Annotated in this window: 29 protein-coding genes; 15 read left to right on the top strand and 14 right to left on the bottom strand. The window is 62.5% G+C overall.

The window, feature by feature from the left end; genetic code table 11:
- Positions 1 to 12 precede the first annotated feature (12 nt).
- Positions 13 to 171: a periplasmic nitrate reductase, NapE protein gene (gene napE, locus IAG25_RS13050; protein ID WP_187605227.1), complete on the bottom strand. Its 159-nt coding sequence runs from the start codon at positions 169 to 171 to the stop codon at positions 13 to 15.
- A gap of 332 nt (positions 172 to 503) precedes the next feature.
- On the opposite strand from napE, the gene IAG25_RS13045 reads away from it, so the two are divergent.
- Positions 504 to 932, top strand: coding sequence for a hypothetical protein (locus tag IAG25_RS13045; protein ID WP_187605226.1), 429 nt, complete (start codon positions 504 to 506; stop codon positions 930 to 932).
- An 89-nt stretch (positions 933 to 1,021) separates the two neighbouring features.
- Here IAG25_RS13045 and IAG25_RS13040 read toward each other — a convergent pair whose 3' ends face one another.
- Complete coding sequence (locus IAG25_RS13040; RefSeq protein ID WP_187605225.1) at positions 1,022 to 1,363, bottom strand: zinc ribbon domain-containing protein YjdM; 342 nt, start codon at positions 1,361 to 1,363, stop codon at positions 1,022 to 1,024.
- 214 nt (positions 1,364 to 1,577) lie between these two features.
- Here IAG25_RS13040 and IAG25_RS13035 point away from each other — a divergent pair, with 214 nt between their 5' ends.
- Entirely contained in the window at positions 1,578 to 3,029 is a 1,452-nt protein-coding gene (locus tag IAG25_RS13035) for an aldehyde dehydrogenase family protein (protein WP_187605224.1), read from the top strand.
- 120 nt (positions 3,030 to 3,149) lie between these two features.
- Here IAG25_RS13035 and IAG25_RS13030 read toward each other — a convergent pair whose 3' ends face one another.
- Together IAG25_RS13030 and IAG25_RS13025 are read right to left on the bottom strand one after the other, a co-directional pair.
- Entirely contained in the window at positions 3,150 to 3,488 is a 339-nt protein-coding gene (locus tag IAG25_RS13030; protein WP_187605223.1) for a hypothetical protein, read from the bottom strand.
- A 97-nt stretch (positions 3,489 to 3,585) separates the two neighbouring features.
- The gene (locus IAG25_RS13025) at positions 3,586 to 4,533 is read right to left on the bottom strand and encodes a LysR family transcriptional regulator (protein WP_035502484.1); all 948 of its coding nucleotides are present in this window, start codon (positions 4,531 to 4,533) and stop codon (positions 3,586 to 3,588) included.
- A gap of 478 nt (positions 4,534 to 5,011) precedes the next feature.
- Between IAG25_RS13025 and oxlT the strand changes: the two genes are divergently transcribed.
- The 5 genes from oxlT to IAG25_RS13000 all read left to right on the top strand — a co-directional run bounded on the left by oxlT (position 5,012) and on the right by IAG25_RS13000 (position 9,553).
- The gene (oxlT, locus tag IAG25_RS13020; RefSeq protein ID WP_187605222.1) at positions 5,012 to 6,358 is read left to right on the top strand and encodes an oxalate/formate MFS antiporter; all 1,347 of its coding nucleotides are present in this window, start codon (positions 5,012 to 5,014) and stop codon (positions 6,356 to 6,358) included.
- 12 nt (positions 6,359 to 6,370) lie between these two features.
- Complete coding sequence (locus IAG25_RS13015; protein ID WP_187605221.1) at positions 6,371 to 7,309, top strand: LysR family transcriptional regulator; 939 nt, start codon at positions 6,371 to 6,373, stop codon at positions 7,307 to 7,309.
- Between the two features lie 161 nt (positions 7,310 to 7,470).
- Entirely contained in the window at positions 7,471 to 8,484 is a 1,014-nt protein-coding gene (locus tag IAG25_RS13010; RefSeq protein ID WP_035502487.1) for a 2-dehydropantoate 2-reductase, read from the top strand.
- Positions 8,485 to 8,598: 114 nt separating this feature from the next.
- Positions 8,599 to 8,820: a hypothetical protein gene (locus tag IAG25_RS13005; protein WP_075583861.1), complete on the top strand. Its 222-nt coding sequence runs from the start codon at positions 8,599 to 8,601 to the stop codon at positions 8,818 to 8,820.
- Positions 8,810 to 9,553 (top strand): GntR family transcriptional regulator, encoded by a 744-nt coding sequence (locus IAG25_RS13000; RefSeq protein ID WP_035502489.1) that lies wholly within the window; start codon positions 8,810 to 8,812, stop codon positions 9,551 to 9,553. Before IAG25_RS13005 ends, IAG25_RS13000 begins: the two co-directional genes overlap by 11 nt.
- An 88-nt stretch (positions 9,554 to 9,641) precedes the next feature.
- On the opposite strand, the gene sucD is transcribed toward IAG25_RS13000, so the two are convergent.
- The gene (sucD, locus tag IAG25_RS12995; protein ID WP_187605220.1) at positions 9,642 to 10,514 is read right to left on the bottom strand and encodes a succinate--CoA ligase subunit alpha; all 873 of its coding nucleotides are present in this window, start codon (positions 10,512 to 10,514) and stop codon (positions 9,642 to 9,644) included.
- A gap of 12 nt (positions 10,515 to 10,526) precedes the next feature.
- Positions 10,527 to 11,717 (bottom strand): ADP-forming succinate--CoA ligase subunit beta, encoded by a 1,191-nt coding sequence (gene sucC, locus IAG25_RS12990; RefSeq protein WP_187605219.1) that lies wholly within the window; start codon positions 11,715 to 11,717, stop codon positions 10,527 to 10,529.
- A gap of 412 nt (positions 11,718 to 12,129) precedes the next feature.
- On the opposite strand from sucC, the gene frc reads away from it, so the two are divergent.
- The 3 genes from frc (at position 12,130) to IAG25_RS12975 (ending at position 15,173) form a co-directional block, all read left to right on the top strand.
- Positions 12,130 to 13,392 (top strand): formyl-CoA transferase, encoded by a 1,263-nt coding sequence (gene frc / locus IAG25_RS12985; protein WP_187605218.1) that lies wholly within the window; start codon positions 12,130 to 12,132, stop codon positions 13,390 to 13,392.
- A gap of 273 nt (positions 13,393 to 13,665) precedes the next feature.
- Positions 13,666 to 14,454 (top strand): fumarylacetoacetate hydrolase family protein, encoded by a 789-nt coding sequence (locus tag IAG25_RS12980; RefSeq protein WP_187605217.1) that lies wholly within the window; start codon positions 13,666 to 13,668, stop codon positions 14,452 to 14,454.
- A gap of 11 nt (positions 14,455 to 14,465) precedes the next feature.
- Positions 14,466 to 15,173: a hypothetical protein gene (locus IAG25_RS12975; protein WP_187605216.1), complete on the top strand. Its 708-nt coding sequence runs from the start codon at positions 14,466 to 14,468 to the stop codon at positions 15,171 to 15,173.
- Positions 15,174 to 15,242: 69 nt separating this feature from the next.
- On the opposite strand, the gene IAG25_RS12970 is transcribed toward IAG25_RS12975, so the two are convergent.
- The 3 genes from IAG25_RS12970 to IAG25_RS12960 form a co-directional block, all read right to left on the bottom strand.
- Entirely contained in the window at positions 15,243 to 15,497 is a 255-nt protein-coding gene (locus IAG25_RS12970; RefSeq protein WP_187605215.1) for a CsbD family protein, read from the bottom strand.
- A gap of 86 nt (positions 15,498 to 15,583) precedes the next feature.
- Positions 15,584 to 15,940: a response regulator gene (locus IAG25_RS12965; RefSeq protein WP_187605214.1), complete on the bottom strand. Its 357-nt coding sequence runs from the start codon at positions 15,938 to 15,940 to the stop codon at positions 15,584 to 15,586.
- Entirely contained in the window at positions 15,937 to 17,448 is a 1,512-nt protein-coding gene (locus tag IAG25_RS12960) for an ATPase domain-containing protein (protein WP_187605213.1), read from the bottom strand. Before IAG25_RS12960 ends, IAG25_RS12965 begins: the two co-directional genes overlap by 4 nt.
- A 387-nt stretch (positions 17,449 to 17,835) precedes the next feature.
- Between IAG25_RS12960 and IAG25_RS12955 the strand changes: the two genes are divergently transcribed.
- The 3 genes from IAG25_RS12955 to IAG25_RS12945 all read left to right on the top strand — a co-directional run bounded on the left by IAG25_RS12955 (position 17,836) and on the right by IAG25_RS12945 (position 19,818).
- The gene (locus IAG25_RS12955; protein ID WP_187605212.1) at positions 17,836 to 18,114 is read left to right on the top strand and encodes a hypothetical protein; all 279 of its coding nucleotides are present in this window, start codon (positions 17,836 to 17,838) and stop codon (positions 18,112 to 18,114) included.
- Between the two features lie 116 nt (positions 18,115 to 18,230).
- Positions 18,231 to 18,872 (top strand): DUF2968 domain-containing protein, encoded by a 642-nt coding sequence (locus IAG25_RS12950; protein ID WP_187605211.1) that lies wholly within the window; start codon positions 18,231 to 18,233, stop codon positions 18,870 to 18,872.
- A gap of 130 nt (positions 18,873 to 19,002) precedes the next feature.
- Positions 19,003 to 19,818 (top strand): OmpA family protein, encoded by an 816-nt coding sequence (locus IAG25_RS12945; protein ID WP_187605210.1) that lies wholly within the window; start codon positions 19,003 to 19,005, stop codon positions 19,816 to 19,818.
- An 85-nt stretch (positions 19,819 to 19,903) separates the two neighbouring features.
- Here IAG25_RS12945 and IAG25_RS12940 read toward each other — a convergent pair whose 3' ends face one another.
- Genes IAG25_RS12940 through IAG25_RS12930 form a run of 3 tightly spaced genes read right to left on the bottom strand, consistent with a single transcriptional unit; the run spans position 19,904 to position 21,469 of the window.
- The gene (locus IAG25_RS12940) at positions 19,904 to 20,419 is read right to left on the bottom strand and encodes a methylated-DNA--[protein]-cysteine S-methyltransferase (RefSeq protein ID WP_187605209.1); all 516 of its coding nucleotides are present in this window, start codon (positions 20,417 to 20,419) and stop codon (positions 19,904 to 19,906) included.
- A 38-nt stretch (positions 20,420 to 20,457) separates the two neighbouring features.
- Positions 20,458 to 20,718: a hypothetical protein gene (locus IAG25_RS12935; RefSeq protein WP_187605208.1), complete on the bottom strand. Its 261-nt coding sequence runs from the start codon at positions 20,716 to 20,718 to the stop codon at positions 20,458 to 20,460.
- Positions 20,711 to 21,469, bottom strand: a complete 759-nt coding sequence (locus IAG25_RS12930; protein ID WP_187605207.1) for a DNA/RNA non-specific endonuclease — start codon at positions 21,467 to 21,469, stop codon at positions 20,711 to 20,713. Before IAG25_RS12930 ends, IAG25_RS12935 begins: the two co-directional genes overlap by 8 nt.
- A 137-nt stretch (positions 21,470 to 21,606) precedes the next feature.
- On the opposite strand from IAG25_RS12930, the gene IAG25_RS12925 reads away from it, so the two are divergent.
- On the top strand, positions 21,607 to 22,656 hold the full coding sequence (locus IAG25_RS12925) for an alpha/beta fold hydrolase (protein ID WP_222946493.1): 1,050 nt from the start codon (positions 21,607 to 21,609) through the stop codon (positions 22,654 to 22,656).
- A 1-nt stretch (position 22,657) separates the two neighbouring features.
- On the opposite strand, the gene IAG25_RS12920 is transcribed toward IAG25_RS12925, so the two are convergent.
- Complete coding sequence (locus IAG25_RS12920) at positions 22,658 to 24,025, bottom strand: MATE family efflux transporter (RefSeq protein ID WP_375336522.1); 1,368 nt, start codon at positions 24,023 to 24,025, stop codon at positions 22,658 to 22,660.
- An 88-nt stretch (positions 24,026 to 24,113) separates the two neighbouring features.
- Here IAG25_RS12920 and IAG25_RS12915 point away from each other — a divergent pair, with 88 nt between their 5' ends.
- Positions 24,114 to 24,434 (top strand): YnfA family protein, encoded by a 321-nt coding sequence (locus tag IAG25_RS12915; RefSeq protein ID WP_187605205.1) that lies wholly within the window; start codon positions 24,114 to 24,116, stop codon positions 24,432 to 24,434.
- Positions 24,435 to 24,440: 6 nt separating this feature from the next.
- Here IAG25_RS12915 and IAG25_RS12910 read toward each other — a convergent pair whose 3' ends face one another.
- On the bottom strand, positions 24,441 to 25,463 hold the full coding sequence (locus IAG25_RS12910; protein ID WP_187605204.1) for a DUF2891 domain-containing protein: 1,023 nt from the start codon (positions 25,461 to 25,463) through the stop codon (positions 24,441 to 24,443).
- Positions 25,464 to 25,667: the final 204 nt, after the last annotated feature.

Here is a 25,667-nt window from a genome sequence, read left to right as displayed (position 1 = left end):
TCGCGACGCTCGTTAATGATGTGGCGGGCCGCCAACCAGCATCTGATAGAACCAGACCACGAATCCGTAAGCGGCAATGATCATGACCGTGAGCACGGGAACCATGACGACGGTCAGAAACAGAAAGCTGCGCAACTCTTCGGACTGGCGTATTTCGTTTTTCTCATCCATGGGGCACGTCTGATCTCGTTTGGCATTGTGGGAAAGGCCAGCACGAAAGATGACTTCAATGTTGGTATAGGGAATACATCTTTTCAAGGCGAAAATGCGTTATTCGCGTTGCGGCTCGTGTAACGGTTAATTAAGTCTGATCGGGCGAGACGTATCCGATTGCGGTGCGACAGGCCTTTATCGTTTCGGCTCATTGAACATTCGCTTCGTTGGATGACTGCGTATCGCAACGCTGCATTGCATGTCTTTGCCATAACTTTCGCCGTAGTCCGAAAGCCGCTTGGCGGTCGAGTTCATAGAATTCGGGCACCTCAAACCACGCAATTTGGATCATGCCGACCAAGCTCGAATTCCAGACCCCCGAAGGACGTCTCTCGCTTTCCATCTTCGACGCTCAATTCATGGCCTATGATGCGGGCGAGCTCGCTTATCGATCGACGCGGGATTTCGTCGCGCGAATGCAATCGATGGGCCTCGGCGAGCTGGCAGAAGCTTATGCGCGTCTTCTCGCACAGAACAAGGTTTCGGTGATGGAACTGCACGAAGCCCGCGAGGATGCGCAAGCGTGTATTGGTAGAGATGCTGAGTGCGCGGTGATTGCGGAGGGCATCATGCCGCGTGTTGAGAGAATTCGCGAGACGATCGCGCAAACGCAAGTCGACATGCGCGCGAATGTGGAGCGGCTAGCCGCGCTATCGGCGGCTTGCGATCATGCGTTGCGGCAGATTCCGGGGTATCGGCCGCCGGTGTGTGGGTCGTGAGGAATGTGGCTCCTGATTCGCAAGATCGAATTATATAAGGATCCCTACACAACTCGCCGCGTATAGGCTTCCTTGGAACGTAGACTACGTTAAGCCTTTTTGACGAATTCCGTCTTGAGACTCATGGCTCCAAAGCCATCGATCTTGCAGTCGATGTCATGATCGGCATCGACGAGCCGAATATTTTTGACTTTCGTGCCCATCTTGACCACTCCGCCGCCGCCTTTGAGCTTCAGATCCTTGATGACAGTAACTGTGTCGCCATCGTGAAGAACGTTCCCAGCAGAATCACGATAGACCCTGGCGGCGGGTTCCGATGCGCTGTCCGTCTGCGCGGACCACTCGTGCGCGCATTCGGGGCAGATATACATGCCCGCATCTTCGTAAGTGAATGCCGATTGGCACTGAGGGCAGGGAGGTAGTGGGTTCATACGTATCGCTCGATGACTTGCGGAAAATTGAAGGCCCGCAGTATAACGCCGTCCGATGGTCAAGGTCATGACGCCGCACCAGACCCAACCTCACCCCTCGCCGCTATATCCGTTCATACATTCCGTCCTATATAAACGATAAGAATGTTTTGCTTTCGTGAATGGTGGTTCTGCGCCAACATGAGGTGATTCTGAAAATCACATGGAGCGAGACATGGACAACAACACGGACCTCAAGCGCTACGAATTGCTGATCAACGGCGAATTCGTTCCTCCGAGCGGAGGTGAATATTCGACGAACCTCGATCCCGCCACAGAGAACCCCATATCCCGCGTGGCACAAGGTACGTCCGCCGATGTCGACCGCGCAGTGCAGGCCGCGCGCGCCGCGCTCAAACCGTGGAACGCGATCCGTGCAGCCGAGCGCGGCCGCATCCTGATGAAGCTCGCCGAGTTGCTCCGCGAAAATCAGGAAGAACTCGCGGCGCTCGAAAGTCTCGACGCAGGCAAGCCGATCGCGGGCGTGCAACGCCAGGACGTGCCCGCCGCCATCGACACACTCGCGTACTACGCCGGCTGGTGCGACAAGATCAACGGCCAGGTCGTGCCCGCGCGCCCCGACGCGCTGACCTACACCGTGCGCGAACCCGTCGGCGTCGTCGCGGCGATCGTGCCGTGGAATTTCCCGCTGATGATCGGCATGTGGAAGATCGCGCCCGCGCTCGCATGCGGCTGCACGCTGATCGTGAAACCCGCCGAAATCACGCCGCTCTCCGCGCTGATGGTCGGACGCCTCGCGCTCGAAGCCGGCGTGCCGCCGGGCGTGCTCAATATCGTGACCGGCAAGGGCTCGGTCGTCGGCGACGCGCTCGTCGCGCATCCTGGTGTCGACAAGGTCACGTTCACCGGGTCGCCGTCGGTCGGACGCGGCATCCTGCAGGGCGCGGCGGGCAACTTCAAGCGCGTCACGCTCGAACTCGGCGGCAAGTCCGCCAACGTGATTTTCGCGGACGCAAATCTCGATGGCGCCGTGCGCGCGGCGGCCTCCGGCATCTTCTTCAACGCGGGCCAGGTCTGCTCGGCGGGCTCGCGGATTCTCGCGCAACGCGCCGTCTACGATGAAGTCGTCGAACGCCTTGCCCAACGCGCGCGGACGATCAAGCTCGGCGATCCGTCGAGCCGTGAAACCAATATGGGCCCGCTCATCTCCGCCAAGCAGATGAAGAGCGTGCTGGACTATGTGGATGTCGGCAAGGAAGAGGGCGCGTCGCTCGTGACGGGCGGCAGGCGCTCAGGCGAGCGCGGCTTTTTCGTCGAGCCGACGGTGTTCGCGAACGTCGAACACGAGATGCGCATCTCGCAGGAGGAGATCTTCGGGCCGGTCGCGAGCGTCATTCCCTTCGACGATGAAGCCGACGCATTGCGCATCGCCAACGGCACCGCCTACAGTCTCGCCGCGGCTGTGTGGAGCGCGGATATCGGCCGCGTGCATCGCATGGCTGCCGAACTCAAGGCGGGCACGGTCTGGGTGAATACCTACGGCTTCACCGATGTGCGTCTGCCGTGGGGTGGCTCAGGCGATTCCGGCTTCGGCCGCGAACATGGCGATGTCGCCATCGAGAACTTCACCGAGCCGAAGGCAGTCTGGGTCGCACTGACACCTTAAGGTGAAGACACCTTAAGGGAAACGCCGCCGCGGGCAACCGCGGCGAATCATGCAAACACGAGAAGACGCAAAAGGGCGGTCCGGAATTTCCCGGACCGCCCTTATCGAGAGTGAAGAGCCTTAAGCGCGCGCCGTTTCCTGGTTGCGCGCTCGCCAAAGCCGCGCCCGCTGCGTGCTGTCTTCATATTGAACCGTGTTTTGCCGGCATGCTTCGACAGTCGAATTCTTGCGCTCGACGATCGCCTGGCAGAGAAACTCCGCGCTGTACGCCTTCAGGAGATGCGGAGAGTGCGTCTCGATGTACTGCGCGATCTTCCCGTAGTCGCTGTCCGCCGACGCAAGCGCGAGGTAGGTCTGCACATCCCAGCGGAACATCAGATCGAGTTCTTCAAAAGCGGTATTGAATGCGCAGACTTGCGCCTGAACTTCGCGGTCATCGCTGTACATTGCATGGATCATGATCGTCTCCTGTATGGCCGGGGGGCATGAATGCAGGATAGGTAACACGATCCATATACGATAGTTAAAGTTTTTTCGCTTATATATTCAGTAAGCGTTATGAATTGGGCTTACCGGTCTTCGCGACGATTTGCGTGATCGCTTCGATCTGTGCGGCGCCTTCTTCGACGAGAAACTGCTTGAACGCGAGCGCCACCGGCGGCAGACGCTTGTTGTTCCGATGCACGACGAACCAGTTGAGCATCACGGGAAAACCCTCGATATCGAGCACCGCCAGTTTGCCGACCTGCAACTCCATGCTGATCGTGTGCGCGGACAGAAAGCTCACGCCCATGCCGGCGATCACCGCCTGCTTGATCGTCTCCGTGCTGGTGATTTCCATCGCGACGTTCAGGTTTGAGAGCCGGCCCGCGAAACCTTCTTCCATCGAATTCCAGGTATCCGAACCGCGCTCGCGGACGATGAACGGCTCGTCGGCCAGTGCTTCCAGCGGCACGTTTTTGCGTCCGACGAGCGGATGATCCGGCGGCGCGACGATCACATACGGATGCGGTGCAAAGGAAACGTTGACCGTATCCATGTCGCGCGGCGGACGCACCATCACGGCGAGGTCGGTGAGATTGTCGGAAAGCTGATGCAGCAGTTCTTCGCGGTTATGTACCGCAAGGTTGAGCCTGACATCGGTATTACGCTGCGTGAACGCCGCAAGCAGTCGCGGAAAAAAATAATCGCCCGCGCTGATCACCGCGACACTCAGCGTGCCGCCCGAAATGCCCTTGAGCCGTGCCATCGCGTCGTCGGCTTCGCGGAATTGCTCCAGGATCGCACGGCTGTAATGGAGCATTTCATTGCCGGCCGGCGTGAGGTAGATTTTCTTGCCCAACTGCTCGAAGAGCGGCAAGCCAGCGTGCTCCTCCAGTTGCTTGACCTGCGTCGAGACGGCGGGCTGAGTGAGATAGAGTTCCTCGGCGGCGCGAGAAAAACTCAGTCGACGGGCAACGGTCTCGAAGATCTTCAACTGACGCAGGGTAGCGTTGCGGAGCACGGCGATCCTTCATCCATTAACGATAGCTAATTTATACAATAATTTTTTCTAACTTTCCTTAATCGTTTTTCTCCCCCACGATGCTTTCACGTCCCCAAAAGTTGTAAGGAGGACGGTCGCGGCTAGCACGAACGGTTATGCTTAACCCCGAGCATCGGCCACGCGCTTTTCGCCATGTATCACGGCACGACTCAGCAAAAACCCGAAGCCTGCAAAGGCGCATCAACCATCCGGACTTTATTGGGAATCGCTTGAAATGATTCGTCGATCGCCTGACGCGGATGTTTGCCTGACGTGCGAATCGATCGCCCACTTCAGTATGTGCAGCACGCGCGACATGCGCGACAGGCGGCCTCACGCCCACGCCGCCTGGACCGAGCACTTCCCCTGACCGACCGCTCGCCGCCGGCGCACCGCGCCGGTTTCTCGCAGCACATCAAGCGCCGTACGAGCGCTAGAAAACATAACGGAGACAGACATGGCAAGCGCAGACACGGTTGTGTCCGGGCAATCGCACGGGCGTCATCACAACAGATGGTTCCAGCTAGTGATCGGCATCATATGCATGGGGCTGGTCGCCAACCTGCAGTACGCATGGACCCTGTTCGTCGTCCCAATGGATGCGAAGCATCACTGGGGTCAGGCGGCGATTCAGACCGCCTTCACCATCTTCATCGTTACCGAAACCTGGCTCGTGCCCGTCGAGGGCTGGCTCGTCGATAAATTCGGCCCGCGGCCGGTCGTCATCGGCGGTTCGATCTGCGCGGCGCTCGGCTGGATCATCGACGCGAACGCGACGAGTCTCATCCATCTCTACATCGGGGCGGTGGTCGCGGGCATCGGCGCGGGCTGCGTGTACGGCACGTGCGTCGGCACGGCGCTCAAGTGGTTTCCGGACAAGCGCGGTCTCGCTGCGGGCATGACGGCGGCGGGCTTCGGCGCGGGCGCGGCCGTCACCGTGATTCCGATCTCCAACATGATCCAGAGCTCGGGCTACGAGCACGCGTTCATGTTCTTCGGCATCCTGCAGGGCGCATGCATTTTCGTGCTCGCGCTGATGCTCGTGCGACCCAATCCGCCGAAGGGCATCGTGCCGGCCAAGCGCATCGTGTCGACGAAAATCGACTACACGACAGGACAGATGGTGCGCTCGCCGCTCTTCTGGGTGCTGTACCTGATGTTCGTGTTCGTCGCGGCGGGCGGCGTGATCGCGACCGCGCAGTTCGGGCCGATTGCGAAGGAATACGGCTTCGCGAAGATGCCGGTGAACCTGCTGGGCGTGACGCTGCCATTGCTCGCGATGACGCTGTCCATCGATAACCTGTGCAACGGTTTCACGCGTCCGCTGTGCGGTTTCATCTCGGACAAGATCGGCCGCGAGAACACGATGTTCATCATCTTCCTGGGCGAAGGCGTCGCGCTGCTCGGGCTGATGGAGTTCGGACACGATCCGTATCTCTTCATGCTGTTCGCGGCGATGACGTTCCTGTGCTGGGGCGAAATCTTCTCGATCTTCCCCGCGACCTGCGCCGATACCTTCGGCAGCAAGTACGCCGCCGCTAACGCGGGCACGTTGTACACGGCGAAGGGCACGGCATCGATGCTGGTGCCGCTTGCATCGGTGCTCGCGTCGGTCGGTTCGTGGAACGCGGTGTTCATCGCGGCGGCCGTCACGTCGATCGCGGCGGGACTGTGCGCAAAGTTCGTCCTCGCACCGATGCGCAAGCGCTGGATCGAGAACACGCTGACGGAAACGTCGGCGGAATCATCGGTCAACGCGTCGTTCCAGACGGGCTGGGACGCATCGCGCAACACGGTTCAGTAAGGCAGTCGAGAGATGCCGCGCGAACCGTCTCCATCGCTCAGCGTATCGCTGCATCAGTTGAGATTGTTCGTCACGCTCGCGCGGCATCGCAGCTTCACGCGCGCGGGCGATGAATTCGGCATCACGCAATCGGCAGTCAGCCGCAGCATCAGAGAACTCGAAGACGAAGTCGCGCTGCGGCTCTTCGATCGCACCACGCGCCAGGTCGCACTCACCGACACTGGACGCCGCCTGCTCGCGCGCATCGCGCCGCTTGTCGAGGAACTGGAAGCGACGCTGCGGCCGCGCGCGCACGAGGGTGGCGAGCCGGGCGTCGTGAATCTCGCGAGCAGTTCTGGTCTCACCGCGAGCGTCTTGCCCGGCATGCTCGCGTCCTGCCGCGAGCACTTGCCGGATATCACGATCGTGATGATGGATCGGCCGCAGAACGCCGTGCTGCAACTCGTTCGTTCCGGCGAGGCGGAACTGGGCGTCGTGATCGCGCCGGAGAATCTCGACGAACTCGCCGCCGAACCGCTTTTCGCCGATGGACTCGCGGCGGTCGTGAGCGCGTCGCATCGGCTCAGCGAGGCGGCGCGCATCGACTGGCAGCAGTTGCGCGGCACGCCGCTTCTCCTTCTCGATGATGACACCGGCAGTCTCGGCGCCATCGAAGCCGCGCTCGCGCTGCACGGCGTAACCGGCGCGGTTCGCCAGAAACTCACGCAGTCGGCGGCGGTCGCGCGCATGGCCGAAGCGGGACTCGGCGTCGGAATTCTGCCGATGCACGCGCGCACCGCGTGCGACAGCGCGCAGGCGCGCTTCATCCCGCTCGTGCCGGACACGTCGCGCACGATCATGCTCGTGCGGCGCAAGAGCCGCGCATTGCGCGCGAGCGCGGCAAGTGTGTGGTCGCACATCGTGGCGGCCTCGTCGCATACTGTGATCTCGGGTCAGCCTGTCGACGCCTGACCGGCGCTTTTCCCTGTATTCATTCCAACCCGCGGCGCGCCTCGCGCATGCGGGTTTCCGCTCGTCCGCGAGAACACGATTCGCCTTGTTCTCGGTCGATACGGAATGTAGTATCTTGTATATCAGAGAGCTAGAAGGCTACAACCCTCAGGAGACGAACCATGAAAATCTGCGTGTACGGCGCCGGCGCGATCGGCGGATATATGGGTGCGCAACTGGCGCGCGCCGGGGCGGAGGTTAGTTTCGTCGCGCGCGGCCCGCATCTCGCGGCCATGCAGGCGAACGGCGTGAAGCTGCGCATCGATGGTCAGGAGCACGTCGTCAAGGTGCGCTGCACGAACAATCCCGCCGAACTCGGTCCGCAGGATTACGTGATCATCGCGCTCAAGGCGCATTCGATTCCCGGTGTCGTCGATCTGATTCCGCCGCTGCTTGGGCCGGAGACGGCGATCGTCACGGCCGTCAACGGTTTGCCGTACTGGTACTTCTACAAGCACGGCGGCGAGCTCGAAGGCACGAAGTTGCAGAGCGTCGATCCTGGCGGCCGGCAGTGGGACGTGTTCGGGCCGGAACGCGCGATCGGCTGCGTGCTGCTGCCGGCGGCGGAGATCGCGGAGCCGGGCGTCATCGAGCATCACTACGGCAAGAAGTTTCCGATCGGCGAGCCGAGCGGCGAAATCACGCCGCGACTGCAGGCGCTGCACGACATGATGGCCAAGGCGGACATGGAAGCGCCGATGCGCGACAACATCCGCGACGAAATCTGGCTGAAGCTCTGGGGCAACCTGTGCTTCAACCCGATCAGCGCGCTGACCGGCGCGACGCTCGACGTCCTGACCAGCGATCCCGGCACGCGCGCGCTCTCGAAGGCGATGATGCTGGAAGCGAAAGCCATCGGCGACAAGATCGGCGTGAACTTCCGCGTCGACGTGGAGCGGCGCATCAACGGCGCGGGCGCGGTCGGCGCGCACAAGACGTCGATGCTAATGGACTGCGAGGCCAATCGCCCGATGGAAATCGATCCGCTGATGACCGTCGTGCAGGAAATCGGCCGTCTCGTTCACGTGGACACGCCGATGCTCGATGCGGTGCTCGCATTGATCAAGCTGCGCGAGGGCGTGAATCAGGGCACGGCGAAGCCGCTGCCGCTCCCGCAATCGCAAAAAGCCGCCTAAACTGCAGACGAAGGCACCAGCGTTGTTTCTGATATACAAGATGCAAAATATGTTGATCTCTGTTGCGATGCAGCATATACTGAGGGCTCTTGAGTGATTTGACTGGAGCCTGAAATGAGCATCGCCCTGTTGGTGGTTGTCGGATTCGCGCTGGTTGCCGTGGGTACGGGTGTTACGTTTATGATTGCGTCGGCGGTGCCGCAGAGCATGCTGCAGCGCGCACAGAATCACGGTCGCTTCGCCGGTCTTGCGGCGGATGACCAGAACGGCGGTTCGGGCAAGCGTGTCGACGCTCGCCGTCCGCACATGGGAAATCAAGCCATCAATGCCATCTGATACTCAATCCGTAGACAGGCCGGAAGTTCGCCCCGACGTTCGTCCGTCCGGGCTCACGCTTTCGCTGGAGCCGATCAATGCCACGGTTTCGCTGCGCGATCAGGCGTACGCGAAGCTGCGGCAGGCGATCGCCGAGGCGGACATCTACCGCTCGCGGGAAGAAATCCGTCTGGACGAGAAAGAGCTGACCGAAGCGCTCGGCGTCTCGCGCACACCCATCCGCGAGGCCATGACACTGCTCGAGCAGGAAGGCTTCCTGCGCACGGTGCCGCGCCGGGGTGTCTATATCTTGCGCAAGACCAAGCGCGAGATCGTCGAGATGATCCACATGTGGGCGGCGCTGGAAAGCATGGCGGCGCGGCTCGCGACGCAGCGCGCGACGGACGAGGAAATCGCCCACTTGCGCCACATGTTCGACAACTTCCGCGACTCGACGCCCGCCGAGCACATCGACGAATATTCGGATGCGAATATCGCGTTCCATTCGGCGATCGTGCGTCTGTCGAAGTCGGAAATCATCTTCGAGACGATCAAGAACATCTTCGTGCACGTGCGCGCGATCCGTAAGATGACGATCTCGCAGAGCGACCGGGCGTCGCGCTCGATCGTCGATCACATGCGCATCATCGAGGCGCTGGAGAAGCGGGACACCGAACTGGTCGAGCGGCTCGTGAAGCAGCATTCGCTGGATCTGGCGGCGTTCGTCGAGGCGAATTGCGACTTTCTGGACTGATGCCGGATTGAAGTTCGAGTCATGAAAAAGGCTGCGTGGCGTTTGCCGCGCAGCCTTTTTTGCGTTCAGGATCGTTGAACCGATACGACTAGCGTATCGCGTGGACCATCGTTTCGCCGAGCGCGGCAGGCGAATCCGCGACATGGATGCCCGCCGACTTCATCGCGTCGATTTTCGCGCTCGCCGTGCCCGATCCGCCCGAGATGATCGCGCCGGCGTGGCCCATGCGGCGTCCCGGCGGCGCGGTCGTCCCGGCGATGAAGCCGACCACCGGCTTCCTGGTCTTTGATTCCTTGAGAAATTGCGCGGCTTCCTCTTCGGCCGATCCACCGATCTCCCCGATCATAATGATGCCTTCGGTGGCGTCGTCTTCGAGAAAGAGCGCGAGGCAGTCGATGAAATTCGTGCCGTTCACCGGATCGCCGCCGATGCCGATGCAGGTCGTTTGCCCGAGCCCGGCGGCCGTCGTCTGCGCGACGGCCTCATACGTGAGCGTGCCCGAACGCGACACGATGCCGATTTTCCCCGGCTGGTGAATATGCCCCGGCATGATGCCGATCTTGCATTGCCCCGGCGTGATGACGCCCGGACAGTTCGGCCCGACGAGCCGGCTGTTCGAGCCGGCGAGCGCGCGCTTGACGCGCAGCATGTCGAGCACCGGAATGCCTTCCGTGATGCAGACGATGAACGGCACCTGCGCGTCGATGGCTTCGAGGATCGCATCGGCGGCGAAGGGCGGCGGCACGTAGATGACGGACGCGTCGGCGCCGGTTTTCGCGACCGCATCGGTGACGGTGTCGAACACGGGCAACTCCAGATGCGTCGTGCCGCCTTTGCCGGGCGTCACGCCGCCGACCATGCGCGTGCCGTACGCGATCGCCTGTTCCGAGTGAAACGTGCCCTGCGCGCCGGTGAAGCCCTGGCAAATCACTTTCGTATCTTTATTGATCAAGACGCTCATGCTGGTGTCCTCTCAGTGAGCGACGGCGCCGACGATCTTGTCGGCGGCATCGGCGAGGTTTTCGGCGGGGATGATCGTGAGGCCGGAGGTGCGCAGGATTTCGCGGCCCGCATCGACGTTCGTTCCGGCGAGGCGCACGACGAGCGGCACGCGCAGATCGACTTCGCGCGCGGCCGCGACGACGCCTTGCGCGATGACGTCGCAACGCATGATGCCGCCGAAGATGTTGACCAGAATGCCGCGCACTTTCGGGTCGCGCAGAATCAGCTTGAATGCGGTGGCGACGCGTTCCTGCGTCGCGCCGCCGCCGACATCGAGAAAGTTGGCCGGCTCGCCGCCGTATAGCTTGATGATGTCCATCGTGGCCATCGCGAGGCCGGCGCCGTTCACCATGCAGCCGATGTTGCCGTCGAGCGTCACGTAGTTCAGGCCGTGTTTCGCCGCTTCGATTTCGGCGGGATCTTCCTCGTCCTCGTCGCGCAGCTTTTCGATGTCGGGATGGCGATAGAGCGCGTTGTCGTCGAAATTGAGCTTGGCATCGAGCGCCATCACGTCGCCGGAACCGGTCACGACGAGCGGATTCACTTCGACGATGGACGCGTCGAGATCGACGAACGCCTGATACAACGCCGTGATGAATTTCGACGCCGCGCCGACCTGCTTGCCGCTCAGACCGAGGCCGAACGCGATCTGACGCGTGTGAAACGGTTGCAGCCCGGTCGCCGGATCGATCGCGACCTTGAGGATCTTTTCCGGCGTGCGGTGCGCCACTTCCTCGATTTCCATGCCGCCTTCGGTCGATGCCATGATCGTGATGCGCGACGTGGCCCGATCGACCAGCATGCCGAGATACAACTCGCGCGCGATATCGCAGCCTTCCTCGACATAGAGACGCTTCACTTCCTTGCCCGCCGGCCCGGTCTGCTTCGTCACGAGCACCGATGCCAGCATCTGCTGCGCGTTCTCGCGCACCGCGTCCACGGACTTCACGACGCGCACGCCGCCTTTGCCGTCCGGATCATTGGAAAAGCGTCCCGCGCCGCGGCCGCCGGCGTGAATCTGCGACTTCACGACCCAGACCGGTCCGCCGATCGCGCGCGCCGCGTCGGCGGCTTCCTGCGCGGAAAAGGCGACGCGGCCTTCCGGAACCGCGACGCCGTACTTTCGCAGCAGCGTCTTCGCCTGATATTCGTGGATGTTCATTGCGTCTCCTGATGTCCTCTAATGAGAGTGGCGCGGCAAAAAACGTATCCTTCGTCGCGCTGAAATACTGTATATCAGATTTCACGGCGAGCAAAAGGTTTTAGCGGGTATGGTGGAGTGACGCGGGTAATGGACGAAACTTCGGAGGAATACAGTGATTGCTGCGATGCAATATCGATGATGGCGAAAGCACCATCGGTAAAGCCTTTTAGACAATCGTGCAGTGCATCACAGGGTTTGTTCCGACCGATCTACAGTTGACTAATATTGTGTCTGGAATATTGTATATCACGGGAGCCGAGATGCTCGGCAGCTGCCGCGAGGATGCGCGCAAGGCTGGCACGATGGCGCAAAGGATGTACAAATGAATCTGAATCCATAAACGTCGAACTAAAGAATTGGGAGACAAGCCATGACGGTGAACAACTCTGGCAAGGCGCTGGACGGCGTGCGCATCCTGGATTTCACGCACGTTCAGTCGGGACCGACCTGCACGCAGCTGCTCGCGTGGTTCGGCGCGGACGTCATCAAGGTGGAACGCGCGGGCGCAGGCGACATCACGCGGGAACAACTCCGCGACATTCCCGACGCCGACAGCCTCTACTTCACGATGCTCAACCACAACAAGCGCTCGATCACCATCGACACCAAGAATCCTGAAGGGAAGAAGGTGCTAGAGACGCTCGTGAAGAAATGCGACGTGCTCGTCGAGAACTTCGCGCCGGGCGCGCTCGATCGCATGGGCTTTACGTGGGAGCGCATCCAGGAGTTGAATCCGCGGATGATCGTCGCTTCGGTCAAAGGCTTCGGCCCCGGACCCTATGAGGACTGCAAGGTCTACGAAAACGTCGCGCAATGCGCGGGCGGCGCGGCTTCGACGACCGGTTTCGACGACGGCCCGCCCGTGGTCAGCGGCGCGCAGATCGGCGATTCCGGCACGGGCCTGCATCTCGCGCTCGGCATCGTCACGGCGCTGTACCAGCGCAACACGAGCGGACGCGGCCAGAAAGTGCTCGCCGCGATGCAGGACGGCGTGCTCAACCTCTGTCGCGTGAAGCTGCGCGATCAGCAACGGCTGGAACGCACCGGCGTGATGAAGGAATATCCGCAATACCCGAACGGCTCGTTCGGCGAAGCGGTGCCGCGCGCGGGCAATGCATCGGGCGGCGGTCAGCCTGGCTGGATTCTCAAGTGCAAGGGCTGGGAAACCGATCCGAACGCGTATATCTACTTCATCACGCAGGCGCCGGTGTGGGGTGAAATCTGCAAGGTGATCGGCAAAGAGGAATGGATCGACCATCCGGACTACAAGACGCCGAACGCGCGCCTGCCGCATCTGAAGGACATCTTCGCAGAGATCGAGCGCTGGACGATGTCGAAGACCAAATTCCAGGCGATGGAAATCCTCAACAAGCACGACATTCCTTGCGGTCCGATTCTCTCGATGAAGGAAATCGCCGAAGAGCCGTCGCTGCGCAAGACGGGCACGGTGGTCGAAGTGGATCATCCGGTGCGCGGCAAATATCTCACGGTCGGCAATCCGATCAAACTGTCCGACAGCCCGACCGAAGTCGTGCGCTCGCCATTGCTCGGCGAGCATACGGACGAAGTCATGGCCGAACTCGGCTACACGCCCGATCAGGTCGCCACGCTGAAGAGTCTCGGCGCGATCTAGACGCCTCTCACGCACTTGCTTTGCCACCCGCCGCCTTCGAAAGAAGGCGGCGCGGACCCGGCACGTCCATAGAAACCGGAGACACACACGGGATGAACAACACGGTTGTCCTGTAACGAAGCGAAGCAGCCAAGCTCATCCACGGAACTGCCCGTCATGATGCTCGGCGCGAAGTAAAAGTGGGCTCGCGACGCGGGCCTGATCCGATGTAAGGAGGAGGGGACGAGAGCGCGGGCCATGTACGCCCGCGCTCCTATTCTCAAGGAGACAGATTTGAAACACTGGATTCGTTTTCGCGATGCCGGCGGCAGCATCGGCTTCGGTACGCTCGATCAGCACTCGGGCCGCGTCGTGCAGCACGAAGGCGCGATGTTCGACCGCCCGCGCCCGACCGACATTTCCTTCGCCGCCGACGATCTCACGCTGCTCGCGCCGTGCCAGCCGAGCAAGGTCATCGCGCTGTGGAACAACTACTACGCGCTGTCGCAGAAGCTCGACAAGGCGCCGCCGCAGCATCCGCTCTTTCTGATCAAGCCGCCGATGTCGGTGATCGGGCCGAACGAGTCGATCCGCCGGCCGAAGAGTTATCAAGGCAAGATTGCGTACGAGGGCGAACTGGGCATCGTGATCGGCAAGACGGTGAGCGGGGCGTCGGTTGAGGAAGCCGAGGAGGCGATCTTCGGCTATACGTGCGTGAACGATGTCACCGCGATCGAACTGCTTCAGCAAGATCCCAATTTCGCGCAGTGGTGCCGCTCGAAGGGCTTCGACACGTTCACGTGCCTCGGGCCCGCGATCGTCACGCCGGGCAACGGCTTCGACTGGCGTACTGCGAACGTCGTCACGACGCTCGAAGGCGTCGAGCGTCAGAACTATCCGCTCGACGACATGATCTTTTCGCCCGCCGAACAGGTGAGCATGCTGTCGCAGGACATGACGCTCGTGCCCGGCGATGTGATCGCGTGCGGCACGTCGATCGGCGTCGGCTCGATCAAGGACGGCGCGCGCGTGGATGTGTCGATCGCGGGTATCGGCACGCTGTCGAACGTGCTGGCCGTCTGAAGGAGCGACGCATGTCCGATGCTCTGGCCGGCGCGCTGTGCGTGCTCGCGGCGTTGTCGGCGGGTTCGTCGATGCGGGCAGGCGCGGCGCGTGCCCATGCGCGTGCGTTGGTGGCAGCCGGCGCGGTGATCGTCGTCGCGGCCTGCGCGAGCGGCGGCCCTGCCGCCGTGGCGACGCTGGCCGCCGCGCTCCTGCTCGCCGGTGTCGCGGGATTCGCCGGGTATCGATTCGGCGGGAGCGCTTCGATTGCTTCGGGCGCATCGACGCACGCGTCGCTCACCACGATCGCTTTCGTCGCATGGCTGCTGCCGGGCGCGAACGGCGCGTATGCGGTCTTCGCAGGAGGCGCGATGGCGGCGCTGGCTTGTCTCGTCTGCGCGCGGGCGAATCGCGAAAGCATGTCGTTGCAGCCGCTGCATCTCGTCTGCGCCGGCGCGTGCGCGGCGCTCGCCTATGTGCTCGGCGCGCAACCCGGCGCGCACGCCGTGGTCTTGGTCGTTGCGATGGTCGCGCTGATCAGTGCGCATCTGTCGCTCGCGATGGGCGGTGCTGCCGGCGCGCCGGCCGCGAGCGCCTTGAGCGCGGCAGCGTCGTGCGGACTCGCCGTCGCGGCGGCGCTCGGCGGCGCGCATGGCGCGCTCCTCGTGGCGGCCGTGGCGATCGCCATCGGCTGCGCGCGGTCGGCGGCGCTCGCCGGCGTCGCGCACGAGGCGAAATAAACGACGAAGCCAGCGTGGTTGCCCACGCCGGCCTCGTTTCCATGCGTCATGCGCTCTGCCAGTCGCGCATCAACGATCGCGGTTCCACAACGCGCCGAGCACGAAGCCGACCGCCGCGGCGATCAGCACGCCCTGAAGCGGCTGATTCGCGACCGCCAGGCGCACGTTGTCGACGGTCTGACCGTAGCTCTGCTGCAAGTTGCCATAGGCCTGCCGCACTTTGCCTTCGGCTTGCGTCGCTTCATCCCCGGTCAATGCGCCGACCGCGTCCTGTACCTTGCCGACGACTTTTTGTGCCGCGCCTTCCACTTGATCCTGCACCATGGTGCCTCCTTTCGGGTTGAGCGGTTTCTCGTAACTCCGGAATCGCCGGAACGCACCTCTACAGCACGCCGCGTGCCTAAGTCCGCTTAGGCCGGACCGATAAGGCTTTTGACGCTGTCGACGAGATCATCGATGGAAAGCGGCTTGCGGCGAAACTGCGCGTGCGGATGTTCGAGCGCCGGCGCATTGGCCGCCGCGCTCATGAGAATCACCGGCACGCCGGCGAGCCCGTCGCTCGCGGCCAGTTGCCGGATCAGCTCGACGCCGTCCATGTGCGGCATCATCCAGTCGGTAATGACGAGCGCGGGCGGATTCGCGCGCGCCGCGTCGAGCGCGGTGCGTCCGTTGGAGGCGGTGGAAACCTCGTAGCCCTCCATTTCGAGCACGAGCCGCCACGTTGTCAGAATGTCGAATTCATCGTCGACGACGAGGATTTTTTTCATGCGCGCGCGCCGGGATCCGACACAGAGAGCGCGGGCGCGAGCGACGGGTGTCCGGACAGCATGCCCGTCGGGCCGATGAAGCCTTCGCTGATATGCAGGCCGCGCGAGTCGATCGTTAGACGGCGAATCGCCGAATCGTGCGGGCCTTCGCGCTGCTTGACGATCGACACCATGCGATACAGCGCGGAATTCGCCTCCACGTACCGCATGAGCACGATGTTCTCCGTCATCGCGGACGCGCGCAGCGTCGTGGGCAGACCCGCATCGCCGTAGAGCGGCAGCTCCTCGGTAAGGATGGTGGTCACGCCCGCATCGCGCAGGCGGTGCGTGAGCGCGTTGAGAAAGAGCCCGAAGCGCTCGGTGCGGTTCGCGGATTGAAAGAATCCGTCGATACCGTCGACCACGAGCCGCGACGCGTTCGCGTTCCTCACCGCGTTCATCAGCTCGACGGCGAGCTCGTCGATCGCCAGTTCGACAGCAGGATGCCAGTGAATCACGAGGCGGCCGTCCTGCGCGGCCGGCACGAGATCGATACCGACCGACTGCGCTTTCGCCAGCAGCCGCTCGGGCGATTCGTACAGGCCGAAATACACGCAGCGCTCGCCGCGCTCCACGCCCGCCTGCAGGAACTTGAGCGACATGAGCGTCTTGCCGATGCCCGACGGCCCGACGAGCGTGGTCGTCGAGCCGCGCACGACGCCGCCGCCGAGCATCTGGTCGAAATCGGGAAATGCGAAGCCGAGCTTGCTCTTGAAGTCCGGCGTCCCTCGATCGTCCGCGGGCGACGCCTCGATGCGCGGAAAGGTCACGAGGCCGTTTTCGGTGATCTTGAAGAAGTGCTTGCCCAGCAGATGATCGCGGGCGCGCAGCTTGTGAACTTCGATCTCGCGGGCGCGACGCATGCCGGTGTTGTAGCGGTTCAGTTCGATGAGCCCATCGACGAGCGTGTGCTCCGGATGCGGCTCGTTGCCGGAAAGCGGCGCGAGGATCAGCGTCGTGCAGCGCGCGGCGCTCACGAACGCCGACAGCTCGTGGATGAATTGAGAGAGTTCGAGCTCCGTCGAGCTGAATTCGCGCGCGCTGCGAAATCCGTCGATGACCATGAAGCGCGGGCGGCTCGTCTTGATCGTCGCTGCGATCAGCGCAAGAAAACCGGACAGGCCGTCGCGCATCAGCTCGTGATAGCCGGAGACGAAGAGCATCCGGTCGGAGATGGCGTCGGCGTTGTAGAACGAGAGCGCCCGCAGGTGGGACAGCAGCTTGGTATGAGATTCGGCGATCAGGGTGATGTACAGCACCATGTCGCCCTGCGCGACGCGGTGAAAGCCGATCTGCGACGAGAGAATCGTCTTGCCCGCGCCCGCCATCCCTTCGATCAAATACAGGCCGCCTTCGACGAGACCGCCGCCCAGGATTTCGTCCAGGCCCGCGACGCCGGTCGTCACGTTGCCGTCGTTGGCGGCGGGCTGCCTGGGTTGATCGGTCGAGTGCTTGTCGTCTTGAGTCATGGCATTTTCGTTTTTACTTGGCGATTCAGCATTTTTGCGAAGGCGCATTATGGCGGACTCTTGGCAAGCTGTGGCCGCTTGCCGCACCAATGAGTCCCACTGCCTTGCCGTTTGCGGGCCGTTCTCTGCTTCGTCGCTGCGCTCCACGAGGCGTGCGCTGGCCATGCTTGCTCTGGCAAGCGAACGCCTATCGGACGCATTTTTCACGCCTGATCGCTATGTCGGATGGGATAGGCAGCCCGCGAGCAAGAATTGTTTGAGAACTCTCTCATGGGCAGGGGGCGCGACAGCTGTTGAAATGGCGAACGATGCAGTACACGAACGCCGTGTGTTTTTCGCGGCGGCTCCATTCCGGCGCTCGTGCGCCCTCATTGCTTTCTCCTTGCCATGCACCGTTCGCACTCGATCCCGGGCGCTTTTGCGCTCATTGCCAGCCTTTTCGCGTTTTTCGCCATGTCCGCCGCGCCGGTTCACGCCGTAGAGCCCTTGCCCGATGCGCGCATTTTGTCGGACACGCCGTTCGACTTTCGGGCAGACCGAGACATTTTCTCGCGCATGCCCGCAGAACACGGGGATTCGCGCATTTTCAAGCCGAGCGAAATCGTGCGCCGTGCAACTGAAGCGCGATTGATGAATGAACGCTCCGGACAACAGCCCACGATTTGAGTTGGCGTGCTTTAATCGCGATCGGATATAAGCCATTTCGATCGTCTGGAATTAATGGCATTACAGCGCCATAATCCATTACGGACGATCTGCTTTGCCTTTATGGAAGAATCGCAATGAAGCGTTTGGTGATTGCGGAAATCGCGCTAATCGCGGCGAGTTTTCTCATGCCGCTCCCGTGGGCTTGCGCCGCCGGCGATATGCGCGCTGGTCCATCGTCGAACAGTCCGGAAAAGGCCGTTACGACAAATGGCGATGTCGCGGAACGTGAAACGCTCATTACCGCCGGCAAAATAATAGAGTTGCGCAGGGCTTACAATGGCAGTTATGGCGCAAGTCTTTCGTATTATGCAGAGCAGATGACTTATTACGTTGCACTGTTTCAGCAAAGCAATATCTGGCGCGTCTTTAAAACGCAAAACGAGGCGCGTGCCGAAGCCGTCTATTCCGATTTCGCGAAAACATCCACTACGCTCGCCGATGCCGAAATCAAGCGCATCAAGCTCGAAGCAGAAAAGGCGTATGCCGACCGGCAAATTTCCGTCCAGCAGGAACGGGCCAATCGGCTGCAGGCGGATCTCGATATTGCTCGCGCGCAGCAAAGCCAAGTGACGACCCATCAACTGGAGCAACAGAACGCGATCCGCGAATTGCGTACCGAACAGGCGGCCGCGCAGGCGCAGCTTCGCGCGCTGCAGACGCGTGTGCAGGAACTGCAAAAGCAGTCGGACGGCGATCTCCCCGCGCCGGTCAAATAGGCGTTTTTCTGTACGCGCGTCAGAGCTCTTCAATTTGGGAGTTGTCCGCTTAAAGCGCACGAAACACCGGGCTACAATCCCGCAGCTTTTGGATTGCTCATCGATAGTTGAACGCATCCGAAATCGAATCATGAATCTGCCTGCCGCCTTTGGGAATGCCCCAAGGCCCGGAAATGAGGCGCGCTTTCAGCGGCTTCGCGCTTTCAAATTGACTCGCATGTACACCAAATTGCTCACGAAAACCCTTGCCGTTAGTCTTATCGCCGCTGCTGCACTCGCGGGCTGCTCGTCCACCTCGGGACCGGCTTTCAATATCAGCCAAATTCAGACGTCGGATGGCCAAAAGGCTTACCGCGCCGAATGCTACGGCGTTTTTGAGAAGGGCAGCGCCTGTATGACTGCTGCTCAGAAGATGTGCGGCAATCAGCCGGTCAATGTGCTCCAGGCGCTCGTCGGCACGCAAGCGCCTAACGATCCCCGCAGCGTGATCTTCAACTGTGCGACGCCGGTACAGCAGGCTCAGCCGGCTTCCGTTACACCGGCTCCCGCTGCGCCCGCAAACGAGCCACAGCCGGCTCCCGCCAAGGCAATGGCCCCCGCGCCGCGCAAGGTCTTGCTGGACGAGAAAACGAACTTCGCGTTCGACAGCGCTGTGTTGACGCCTAAGGCCAAGGGCATTTTGAATCAGCTCGTCGCCGAATCGCAGGGAGCGAACTTCGCGTCGGTGACCGTCGAGGGTTATACGGATTCGACGGGCCCCGATGCCTACAACGTCGGTCTGTCGAAGCGTCGCGCTCAAGCTGTGCTCACGTATCTCAAGGAGCGCGGCCTGCATGCCGACAAATACTCGCTGAAGGGGTTTGGCAAGACGAACCCGATCGCGTCTAACGCAACGGACGTTGGTCGTGCGGAGAATCGCCGCGTGGAAGTCACGCTCATGCCGTAATTTCACGAAGGACAGCGCCCCACGAAAAAAGCCCGCGAACCTGAAGGTTCGCGGGCTTTTTCGTTCACGCGCCGAAGACGTCGGTTCAGAAGAGCGTGAGCTGCTCGCGCCCCGGCCCGCCCTCCAGCGTAAGCAAATGACGCTTGCGCTCCACGCCGCCTGCGTAGCCGGTCAATTCCCCGTCGCCGCCGATCACGCGATGACACGGCACAATAATCGCAACCGGATTGCGGCCGTTCGCGCCGCCTACGGCCCGCGACGCGCCCATCGGCAAGCCGAGCCGACGCGCGAGATCGCCGTAGGTCCATGCTTCGCCGAAGGGAATTTGCCGCAGTGCATCCCAGACTTGCCGCTGAAACGCCGTTCCGTCGAGGTTCAGCGCGATCGAAAATTCCTTGCGCACGCCGGAGAAGTATTCGCCGATCTGCTCGCGCGCCTCAATAATCACGCGCGATCTTGGCAGCGCGTCGGACAGCGTCGGCTGCGGCAGGCCGTCGGGAAAATGCTTCTGTCCGACGAAGAAGAGCCCCGTCAAGCAGTCGTTTTCGGCGCGATACAGGATGTGCCCGAGCGGGCTCGGGCCGACATGGCATTCGATCACTTCGATTCTCCGCGCGGCTGTTTCCGACGATCGCCGCTTCAGATGAACGGATTGTCGGCGGTGCCCGACGGCGCGCCCGGTTCGTCGGGCAGCTTCGCGGGCAGCGACGCATCGCTCTGCAAGACTTCGATGATCGCACCGATCGCCTTCTGAAGCGCGAGCGCGTTTGCGAGCCCCGCCTTGTCGCGCGCGATCGTCAGATCGACGCTGATCGTCAGACGCTTCACGCCGTTTTCGATGTTGACCGCGTCGCCCGCGATGTTCAACACGTCCGTATCGTTCGCAAATGGCTTAAACACCTTGCAACCCTCCAATTCGTTTGTCCTTCAGTCCGTCCGGTATGCCGGGAAACGCGAGGCCGCTCATCGCTTCCAGCTCGCGCACGGTTTTCATCGTGTAGGTGTTGGTCGGCGTGTTCTCGACCACCACCGCGAACGCGATCTGACGCTGCGGCAGATAAACCACCTTATACAGTTGCGTCGGCACGAACACGCGCGATTCGCCGATCGTCTGCAACTGACGCCCCGAAAAAAGCGGCCGCGTGACGACGAACGCCTCGCCCGATTCCTCAGTCAGCCTGCGCACCGCTTGCTCGATGCGCGACCAGATGCGCCGGTTGTTCGATGGATCCTGCGGCACGATGTTCGCAAGCGAGAACGATTCGGCCATGCCTTTCTTGCTCGCGCGATCGCCCGCGGGGCTCATGTGGCCGCGGTCGTAGCCGCTCTTCTTGTAATCGGAAAGCTGCGCGCTCTCACCGGGCGGCAGGCGCTTGTCGACGAAAAAGCGATTGGTGCGGGTGTTGTTCTTCGCTTCATCGACACTGTTCGCGGTCAGATGCTCCGCCGACCAGAGCGGGCCTTTCGTGATGCCCGAGTGAAGCAGCGCGAAGTCGGTGTAGCAGACTTCCTGCGTCGCCGCGCGCATCTTCGAATTGACGACGACGGGCGCGCGGCCGTTCGGACTGAACTGCGGGCAATCGTTCGCGGATGCGCTGACACAGACGAATGCGAGGAACGCGGCGGCGAATGCCTTGATGCGGAATGGCATGCTTGAGAAGGTCCAGACGACGTTCGGGGCCGCAAGTATAAGCGCTCGAGACAGCGCGCGGGGCGGGCGAACGCGCGGGCGCGTGTGAAATTCAGGCGCGCTAGAATGCGTCGGCCGACGTCATCCCGAAACCAAAAATGAATTCGTCCGTCCTTCGTTCTCTGGTGTTGTCTCTCGCCTTGTCCTGCGCTTTTCACGCGCATGCCGAGGACGCCGCGCAATCGACCAGCAATGACGGTCCCGCTTACGGTCCCGAGTTGCAAGGCTTCGATTATCCGTATCCGGTTGCGCAGTTTGCGCTCACGTCGCAGCGCCAGGTCGTGCGCATGGCCTATATGGACGTGCATCCGCTGCATCCGAACGGCCGCACCGCGGTGCTTCTGCACGGCAAGAATTTCTGTTCGGCGACCTGGAAGCAGACCATCGAAACCTTGACCGATGCGGGCTATCGCGTGATCGCACCGGATCAGATCGGCTTTTGCAAGTCGACCAAGCCCGCGCGCTATCAATACAGCTTCCAGCAACTCGCGCGCAACACGCATGCGCTGCTCGGGGCGCTCGGCGTATCGAAGGCGACGCTCATCGCGCATTCGACGGGCGGCATGCTCGCGGTTCGCTATGCACTGATGTATCCGCGTGAGACGGAGCAGCTCGTGCTTGTCAATCCGATCGGACTCGAAGACTGGAAGGCGAAAGGCGTGCCGTCGATATCGATCGACGACTGGTACGCGCGCGAGCTGAAAACGAGCGCCGATGGCATCCGCCGTTACGAGACGAGCACGTACTACTCCGGCCAATGGCGCGCCGATTACGAACCGTGGGTGCAGATGCTCGCGGGCATGTATCGCGGGCCGGGCAAGGACGTCGTCGCGTGGAACTCGGCGCTGATTTACGACATGATTTACACGCAGCCGGTCGTCTACGAATTCGATCAGTTGAAAACGCCGACGCTGCTGCTGATCGGCGACAAGGACACGACCGCCATCGGCAAGGATTTCGCCCCGCCCGAGATTCGCCCGACGCTCGGCCGCTATCCGGATCTCGCGAAGCTGGCGAAGGAACGCATCGAGGGCGCGAGGCTCGTCGAGTTTCCCGAACTGGGCCACGCACCGCAGATGCAGGACCCGGCGGCGTTCCACAAGGCGCTGATCGACGGCCTCGCCACCGTGAAGCCGATTTCGCAGTGACTCAGCGCCGATCGGGCGCGCACGACGCGCGTTCGATCGCGGGCACCTGAACCGCGAGCGTGATGCCGCGCGCCACCATGAAAAGCGTGAGCGCGAGCCACAGTCCGTGATTGCCGAGCGATCCCGCCAGCGCCCATGCGGCGAGCAGGAACACCGCGAGCGAGACGGCCATCGCTTTCATGAGTTCGTGCGTGCGGGTCGCGCCGATGAACACGCCGTCGAGCTGAAAGCCCGCCACCGATGCGAGCGGCAGAATCGACGCCCACGGCAGATAGCGCACCGCCGCCGCGTGCACGATGGCCTGATCGGTCAGCTTGCCGATGATCCATTCGCCGCTCATCCAGTAGACGACCGAAAAGCCCGCCGCGCCGATCGCCGACCAGAACATCGTGATCTTGACGGCTTGCCGGAACGCGTGACGGTCGCGCGCGCCGGCCGCCGCGCCGACGAGCGCTTCGGCCGCGTGCGCGAAGCCGTCGAGTCCGAAAGACATGAACGTCTGAAAGTTCAGCAGAACGGCGTTGGCGGCGAGGATCGCATCGCCCTCGCGCGCGCCGAGATGCGCGAACCAGCCATACGAGCCGAGCAGACAGATCGTGCGGATGAAGATGTCGCGGTTGATCGCGACGAGCCGCCTGAGCGCGTGTGCATCGAAGATCGCACGCGGCGCGAGCGGTGCGAGCCCGCGTGGACGCGAATGCCAGAGGATCGCGACGCCGAGCGCGAAGCCGCAAAAATCCGCGAAGGCCGTCGCCGCGCCGATGCCCGCGATGCCCCAGTCGAAGCGATACACGAACAGCAGCACCGCGACGATATTCACGAGATTGATGAAGATCTGCGTGACGAGCGCGAGCCGCACGCGCTGGCAGCCGAGCAAATACCCGAGCACGACGTAATTGCCGAGCGCGAACGGCGCGGCCCAGATGCGCGCATGACAATACGCGCTCGCGGTGTCCTGCACGGCGGCGCTGCCGCCCAGCGCGACGAGCCCATAGCGGATGATCGGCACCTGCAGCGCCAGCACCGCCGCGCCGATCGCGAGCGCGAGCAGCAGGGCGCGCAGCACGCTCGCGCGCAACGCCTCGTCGTCGTGCGCGCCGAACGCCTGCGCGACGAGTCCTGTCGTGCCCATGCGCAGAAAGCCGAAACCCCAGAACACGAAGCTGAACACGAGCCCGCCGAGCGCGACGCCGCCGAGATACTGCGGCCCGTCGAGATGCCCGGCGACGGCCGTATCGACCGCGCCGAGAATCGGCTGCGTGAGGTTGGCGAGGACGATCGGAAACGCAAGCGTCAACACGCGCTTGTGCCAGTGCACGGGCAGCGCGGCGGTTTCGGTCGAATCGTTTTGTGGGGGCGTCTGCAAGATGTTCGGGCGGGCGGTTCGTGACAAGCGCGTCATTGTCCGGGCGCGGCGATGGCGGCGCAACTTCGGGCGGACGTCGATAATGCGCGTCATGAACACATTCGCGCTCTATGTCGTCACGGCCATCGCCGAGATCGCCGGCTGCTATTTCCCGTATCGATGGCTCAGGGAGGGCGGTTCGCCGTGGCTCGTCGTGCCCGGCGCGCTGTCGCTCGCGCTGTTCGCTTGGCTGCTCACGCTGCACGACGCCGCCGCCGGGCGCATCTATGCCGCGTACGGCGGCGTGTATATCGGCGTGGCGATCGCGTGGCTCTGGGCCGTCGATCGCATCCGGCCGACGGCGTGGGACATCGCGGGCGCGGCGATCGCGCTCATCGGCATGGGCGTGATCGCGTTTCAGCCGCGCGTCTGAGGCGGATCAGGCTTCGAGCGCCAGCAGCGCGAATGTCGCGAGCCAGTGCTCGCCCATGTAATCGCCCGCGACGTGCGCGATGCCCGACGCAAGGTGTTCGTTCGCGGCCGTTTCGAGCACCGCGATGCGCGCGTCGCCCGCAGGCAATGCCCGCGCGATCGTGCGCTGGCACCACGCGCGCGAGAGGTTCAGGCCGTCGAGGTGCGCGAGCTTGCCGTCGCGGCGATCGGTGACCGTGGCGGGCGTGAAGAGCGTCGCCGGCTCGCGCGCGGCAATGCGCGGCAGAAACAGGTCAAACCAGCCGACGAACTGCTCGCCCGGCAGCACATGGCGCATCAGCACAGCTTCCATCAGCGACGGCGACAGGAACTCGTCGCCCGCCGGCTCCCACGCCTGACAGCCTTCGTCCTTCTCGAACCAGCGCAAGGCCGTTTCACTGAGCAGGCGCTCGAAGCCCGCGTTCCGTGTGGCGCGCGCGTAGCCGATCGCGAGCGTCAGTGCGAACGCCATGTTGAAGTGCGTGCCCACCCGAAGCGGATACGTCGATTTCGGCAGAAACTCCTCGAAGCGCGCGACGAACGCATCGGCGAGCGGGGCAAGCGCACGGGCCCAGCGCTTGCCGTCGTCGGAAGGCATCGAGTGGAGCTGTGCGGCGAGCGCGAGCAGCCACGCCCAGCCGTAGGGCCGCTCGAAACCGCGCGCAGCGGGGCGTTGCAGATACGCGACTTCGGCCGCGACGTTGGCATCGGTGAAATGTTCGTCGATCACCGCACGGATGCGCGGCGCCTCCGGCAATCCGGGAAAGCGGTCGTAGAGCCGCGCGATCAGCCAGTAGCCGTGCACGCACGAATGCCAGTCGAAGCTGCCGTAGAAGATCGGATGGAGCGCGCGCGGGCTCTGGACATCGGCCTCGCTCGCCATCACGTGATCGAGCTTGTTCGGATATTCGCGCGTCAGATGGCCGAGCGCGACCTGAGCGAACTTTGACGCCAGCGCGGCGTCGAGGGTGATCGGTTGATGCGGGTTCATGCAGTCCTCGTCGATGCGAATCGTGATTCCGAGACTTTATCGATAAATAGTCAGCAAAATCTTTGATCAGGGTAATTACCTAACGTGAACGACCGAGGCATCGGCGGAACGCGTCGAAAGCGTCGCATAAAGCGGTCGCAAGGGCGGCGAATGCTTTTGCGGCAAGCCTCGGCGGACACCTGACGCCATCGTCGGAGACGGCGC

Source organism: Caballeronia sp. EK (assembly GCF_014384845.1).
In the GTDB taxonomy this organism is placed as follows: domain Bacteria; phylum Pseudomonadota; class Gammaproteobacteria; order Burkholderiales; family Burkholderiaceae; genus Caballeronia; species Caballeronia jiangsuensis.
Note: the sequence above shows the minus strand (reverse complement) of the source record. Positions and strands in the feature narration are given on the sequence as shown.

Excerpts from the sequence above, each read along its gene's own strand:
- IAG25_RS12970 (WP_187605215.1), bottom strand. The coding sequence starts at position 15,497 with ATGGTGCAGGATCAAGTGGAAGGCGCGGCACAAAAAGTCGTCGGCAAG.
- IAG25_RS13000 (WP_035502489.1), top strand. The coding sequence starts at position 8,810 with ATGCCATCTGATACTCAATCCGTAGACAGGCCGGAAGTTCGCCCCGAC.
- IAG25_RS13010 (WP_035502487.1), top strand. The coding sequence starts at position 7,471 with ATGAAAATCTGCGTGTACGGCGCCGGCGCGATCGGCGGATATATGGGT.
- IAG25_RS12930 (WP_187605207.1), bottom strand. The coding sequence starts at position 21,469 with ATGCCATTCCGCATCAAGGCATTCGCCGCCGCGTTCCTCGCATTCGTC.
- IAG25_RS13015 (WP_187605221.1), top strand. The coding sequence starts at position 6,371 with ATGCCGCGCGAACCGTCTCCATCGCTCAGCGTATCGCTGCATCAGTTG.
- IAG25_RS12960 (WP_187605213.1), bottom strand. The coding sequence starts at position 17,448 with ATGACTCAAGACGACAAGCACTCGACCGATCAACCCAGGCAGCCCGCC.
- IAG25_RS13005 (WP_075583861.1), top strand. The coding sequence starts at position 8,599 with ATGAGCATCGCCCTGTTGGTGGTTGTCGGATTCGCGCTGGTTGCCGTG.
- IAG25_RS12945 (WP_187605210.1), top strand. The coding sequence starts at position 19,003 with ATGAATCTGCCTGCCGCCTTTGGGAATGCCCCAAGGCCCGGAAATGAG.
- IAG25_RS12955 (WP_187605212.1), top strand. The coding sequence starts at position 17,836 with ATGCACCGTTCGCACTCGATCCCGGGCGCTTTTGCGCTCATTGCCAGC.
- IAG25_RS13040 (WP_187605225.1), bottom strand. The coding sequence starts at position 1,363 with ATGAACCCACTACCTCCCTGCCCTCAGTGCCAATCGGCATTCACTTAC.
- IAG25_RS13035 (WP_187605224.1), top strand. The coding sequence starts at position 1,578 with ATGGACAACAACACGGACCTCAAGCGCTACGAATTGCTGATCAACGGC.
- IAG25_RS12915 (WP_187605205.1), top strand. The coding sequence starts at position 24,114 with ATGAACACATTCGCGCTCTATGTCGTCACGGCCATCGCCGAGATCGCC.
- IAG25_RS13045 (WP_187605226.1), top strand. The coding sequence starts at position 504 with ATGCCGACCAAGCTCGAATTCCAGACCCCCGAAGGACGTCTCTCGCTT.
- sucD (WP_187605220.1), bottom strand. The coding sequence starts at position 10,514 with ATGAGCGTCTTGATCAATAAAGATACGAAAGTGATTTGCCAGGGCTTC.
- IAG25_RS13030 (WP_187605223.1), bottom strand. The coding sequence starts at position 3,488 with ATGATCCATGCAATGTACAGCGATGACCGCGAAGTTCAGGCGCAAGTC.
- IAG25_RS12950 (WP_187605211.1), top strand. The coding sequence starts at position 18,231 with ATGAAGCGTTTGGTGATTGCGGAAATCGCGCTAATCGCGGCGAGTTTT.
- IAG25_RS12910 (WP_187605204.1), bottom strand. The coding sequence starts at position 25,463 with ATGAACCCGCATCAACCGATCACCCTCGACGCCGCGCTGGCGTCAAAG.
- IAG25_RS12925 (WP_222946493.1), top strand. The coding sequence starts at position 21,607 with ATGAATTCGTCCGTCCTTCGTTCTCTGGTGTTGTCTCTCGCCTTGTCC.
- IAG25_RS12975 (WP_187605216.1), top strand. The coding sequence starts at position 14,466 with ATGTCCGATGCTCTGGCCGGCGCGCTGTGCGTGCTCGCGGCGTTGTCG.
- napE (WP_187605227.1), bottom strand. The coding sequence starts at position 171 with ATGGATGAGAAAAACGAAATACGCCAGTCCGAAGAGTTGCGCAGCTTT.
- IAG25_RS12965 (WP_187605214.1), bottom strand. The coding sequence starts at position 15,940 with ATGAAAAAAATCCTCGTCGTCGACGATGAATTCGACATTCTGACAACG.
- frc (WP_187605218.1), top strand. The coding sequence starts at position 12,130 with ATGACGGTGAACAACTCTGGCAAGGCGCTGGACGGCGTGCGCATCCTG.
- sucC (WP_187605219.1), bottom strand. The coding sequence starts at position 11,717 with ATGAACATCCACGAATATCAGGCGAAGACGCTGCTGCGAAAGTACGGC.
- oxlT (WP_187605222.1), top strand. The coding sequence starts at position 5,012 with ATGGCAAGCGCAGACACGGTTGTGTCCGGGCAATCGCACGGGCGTCAT.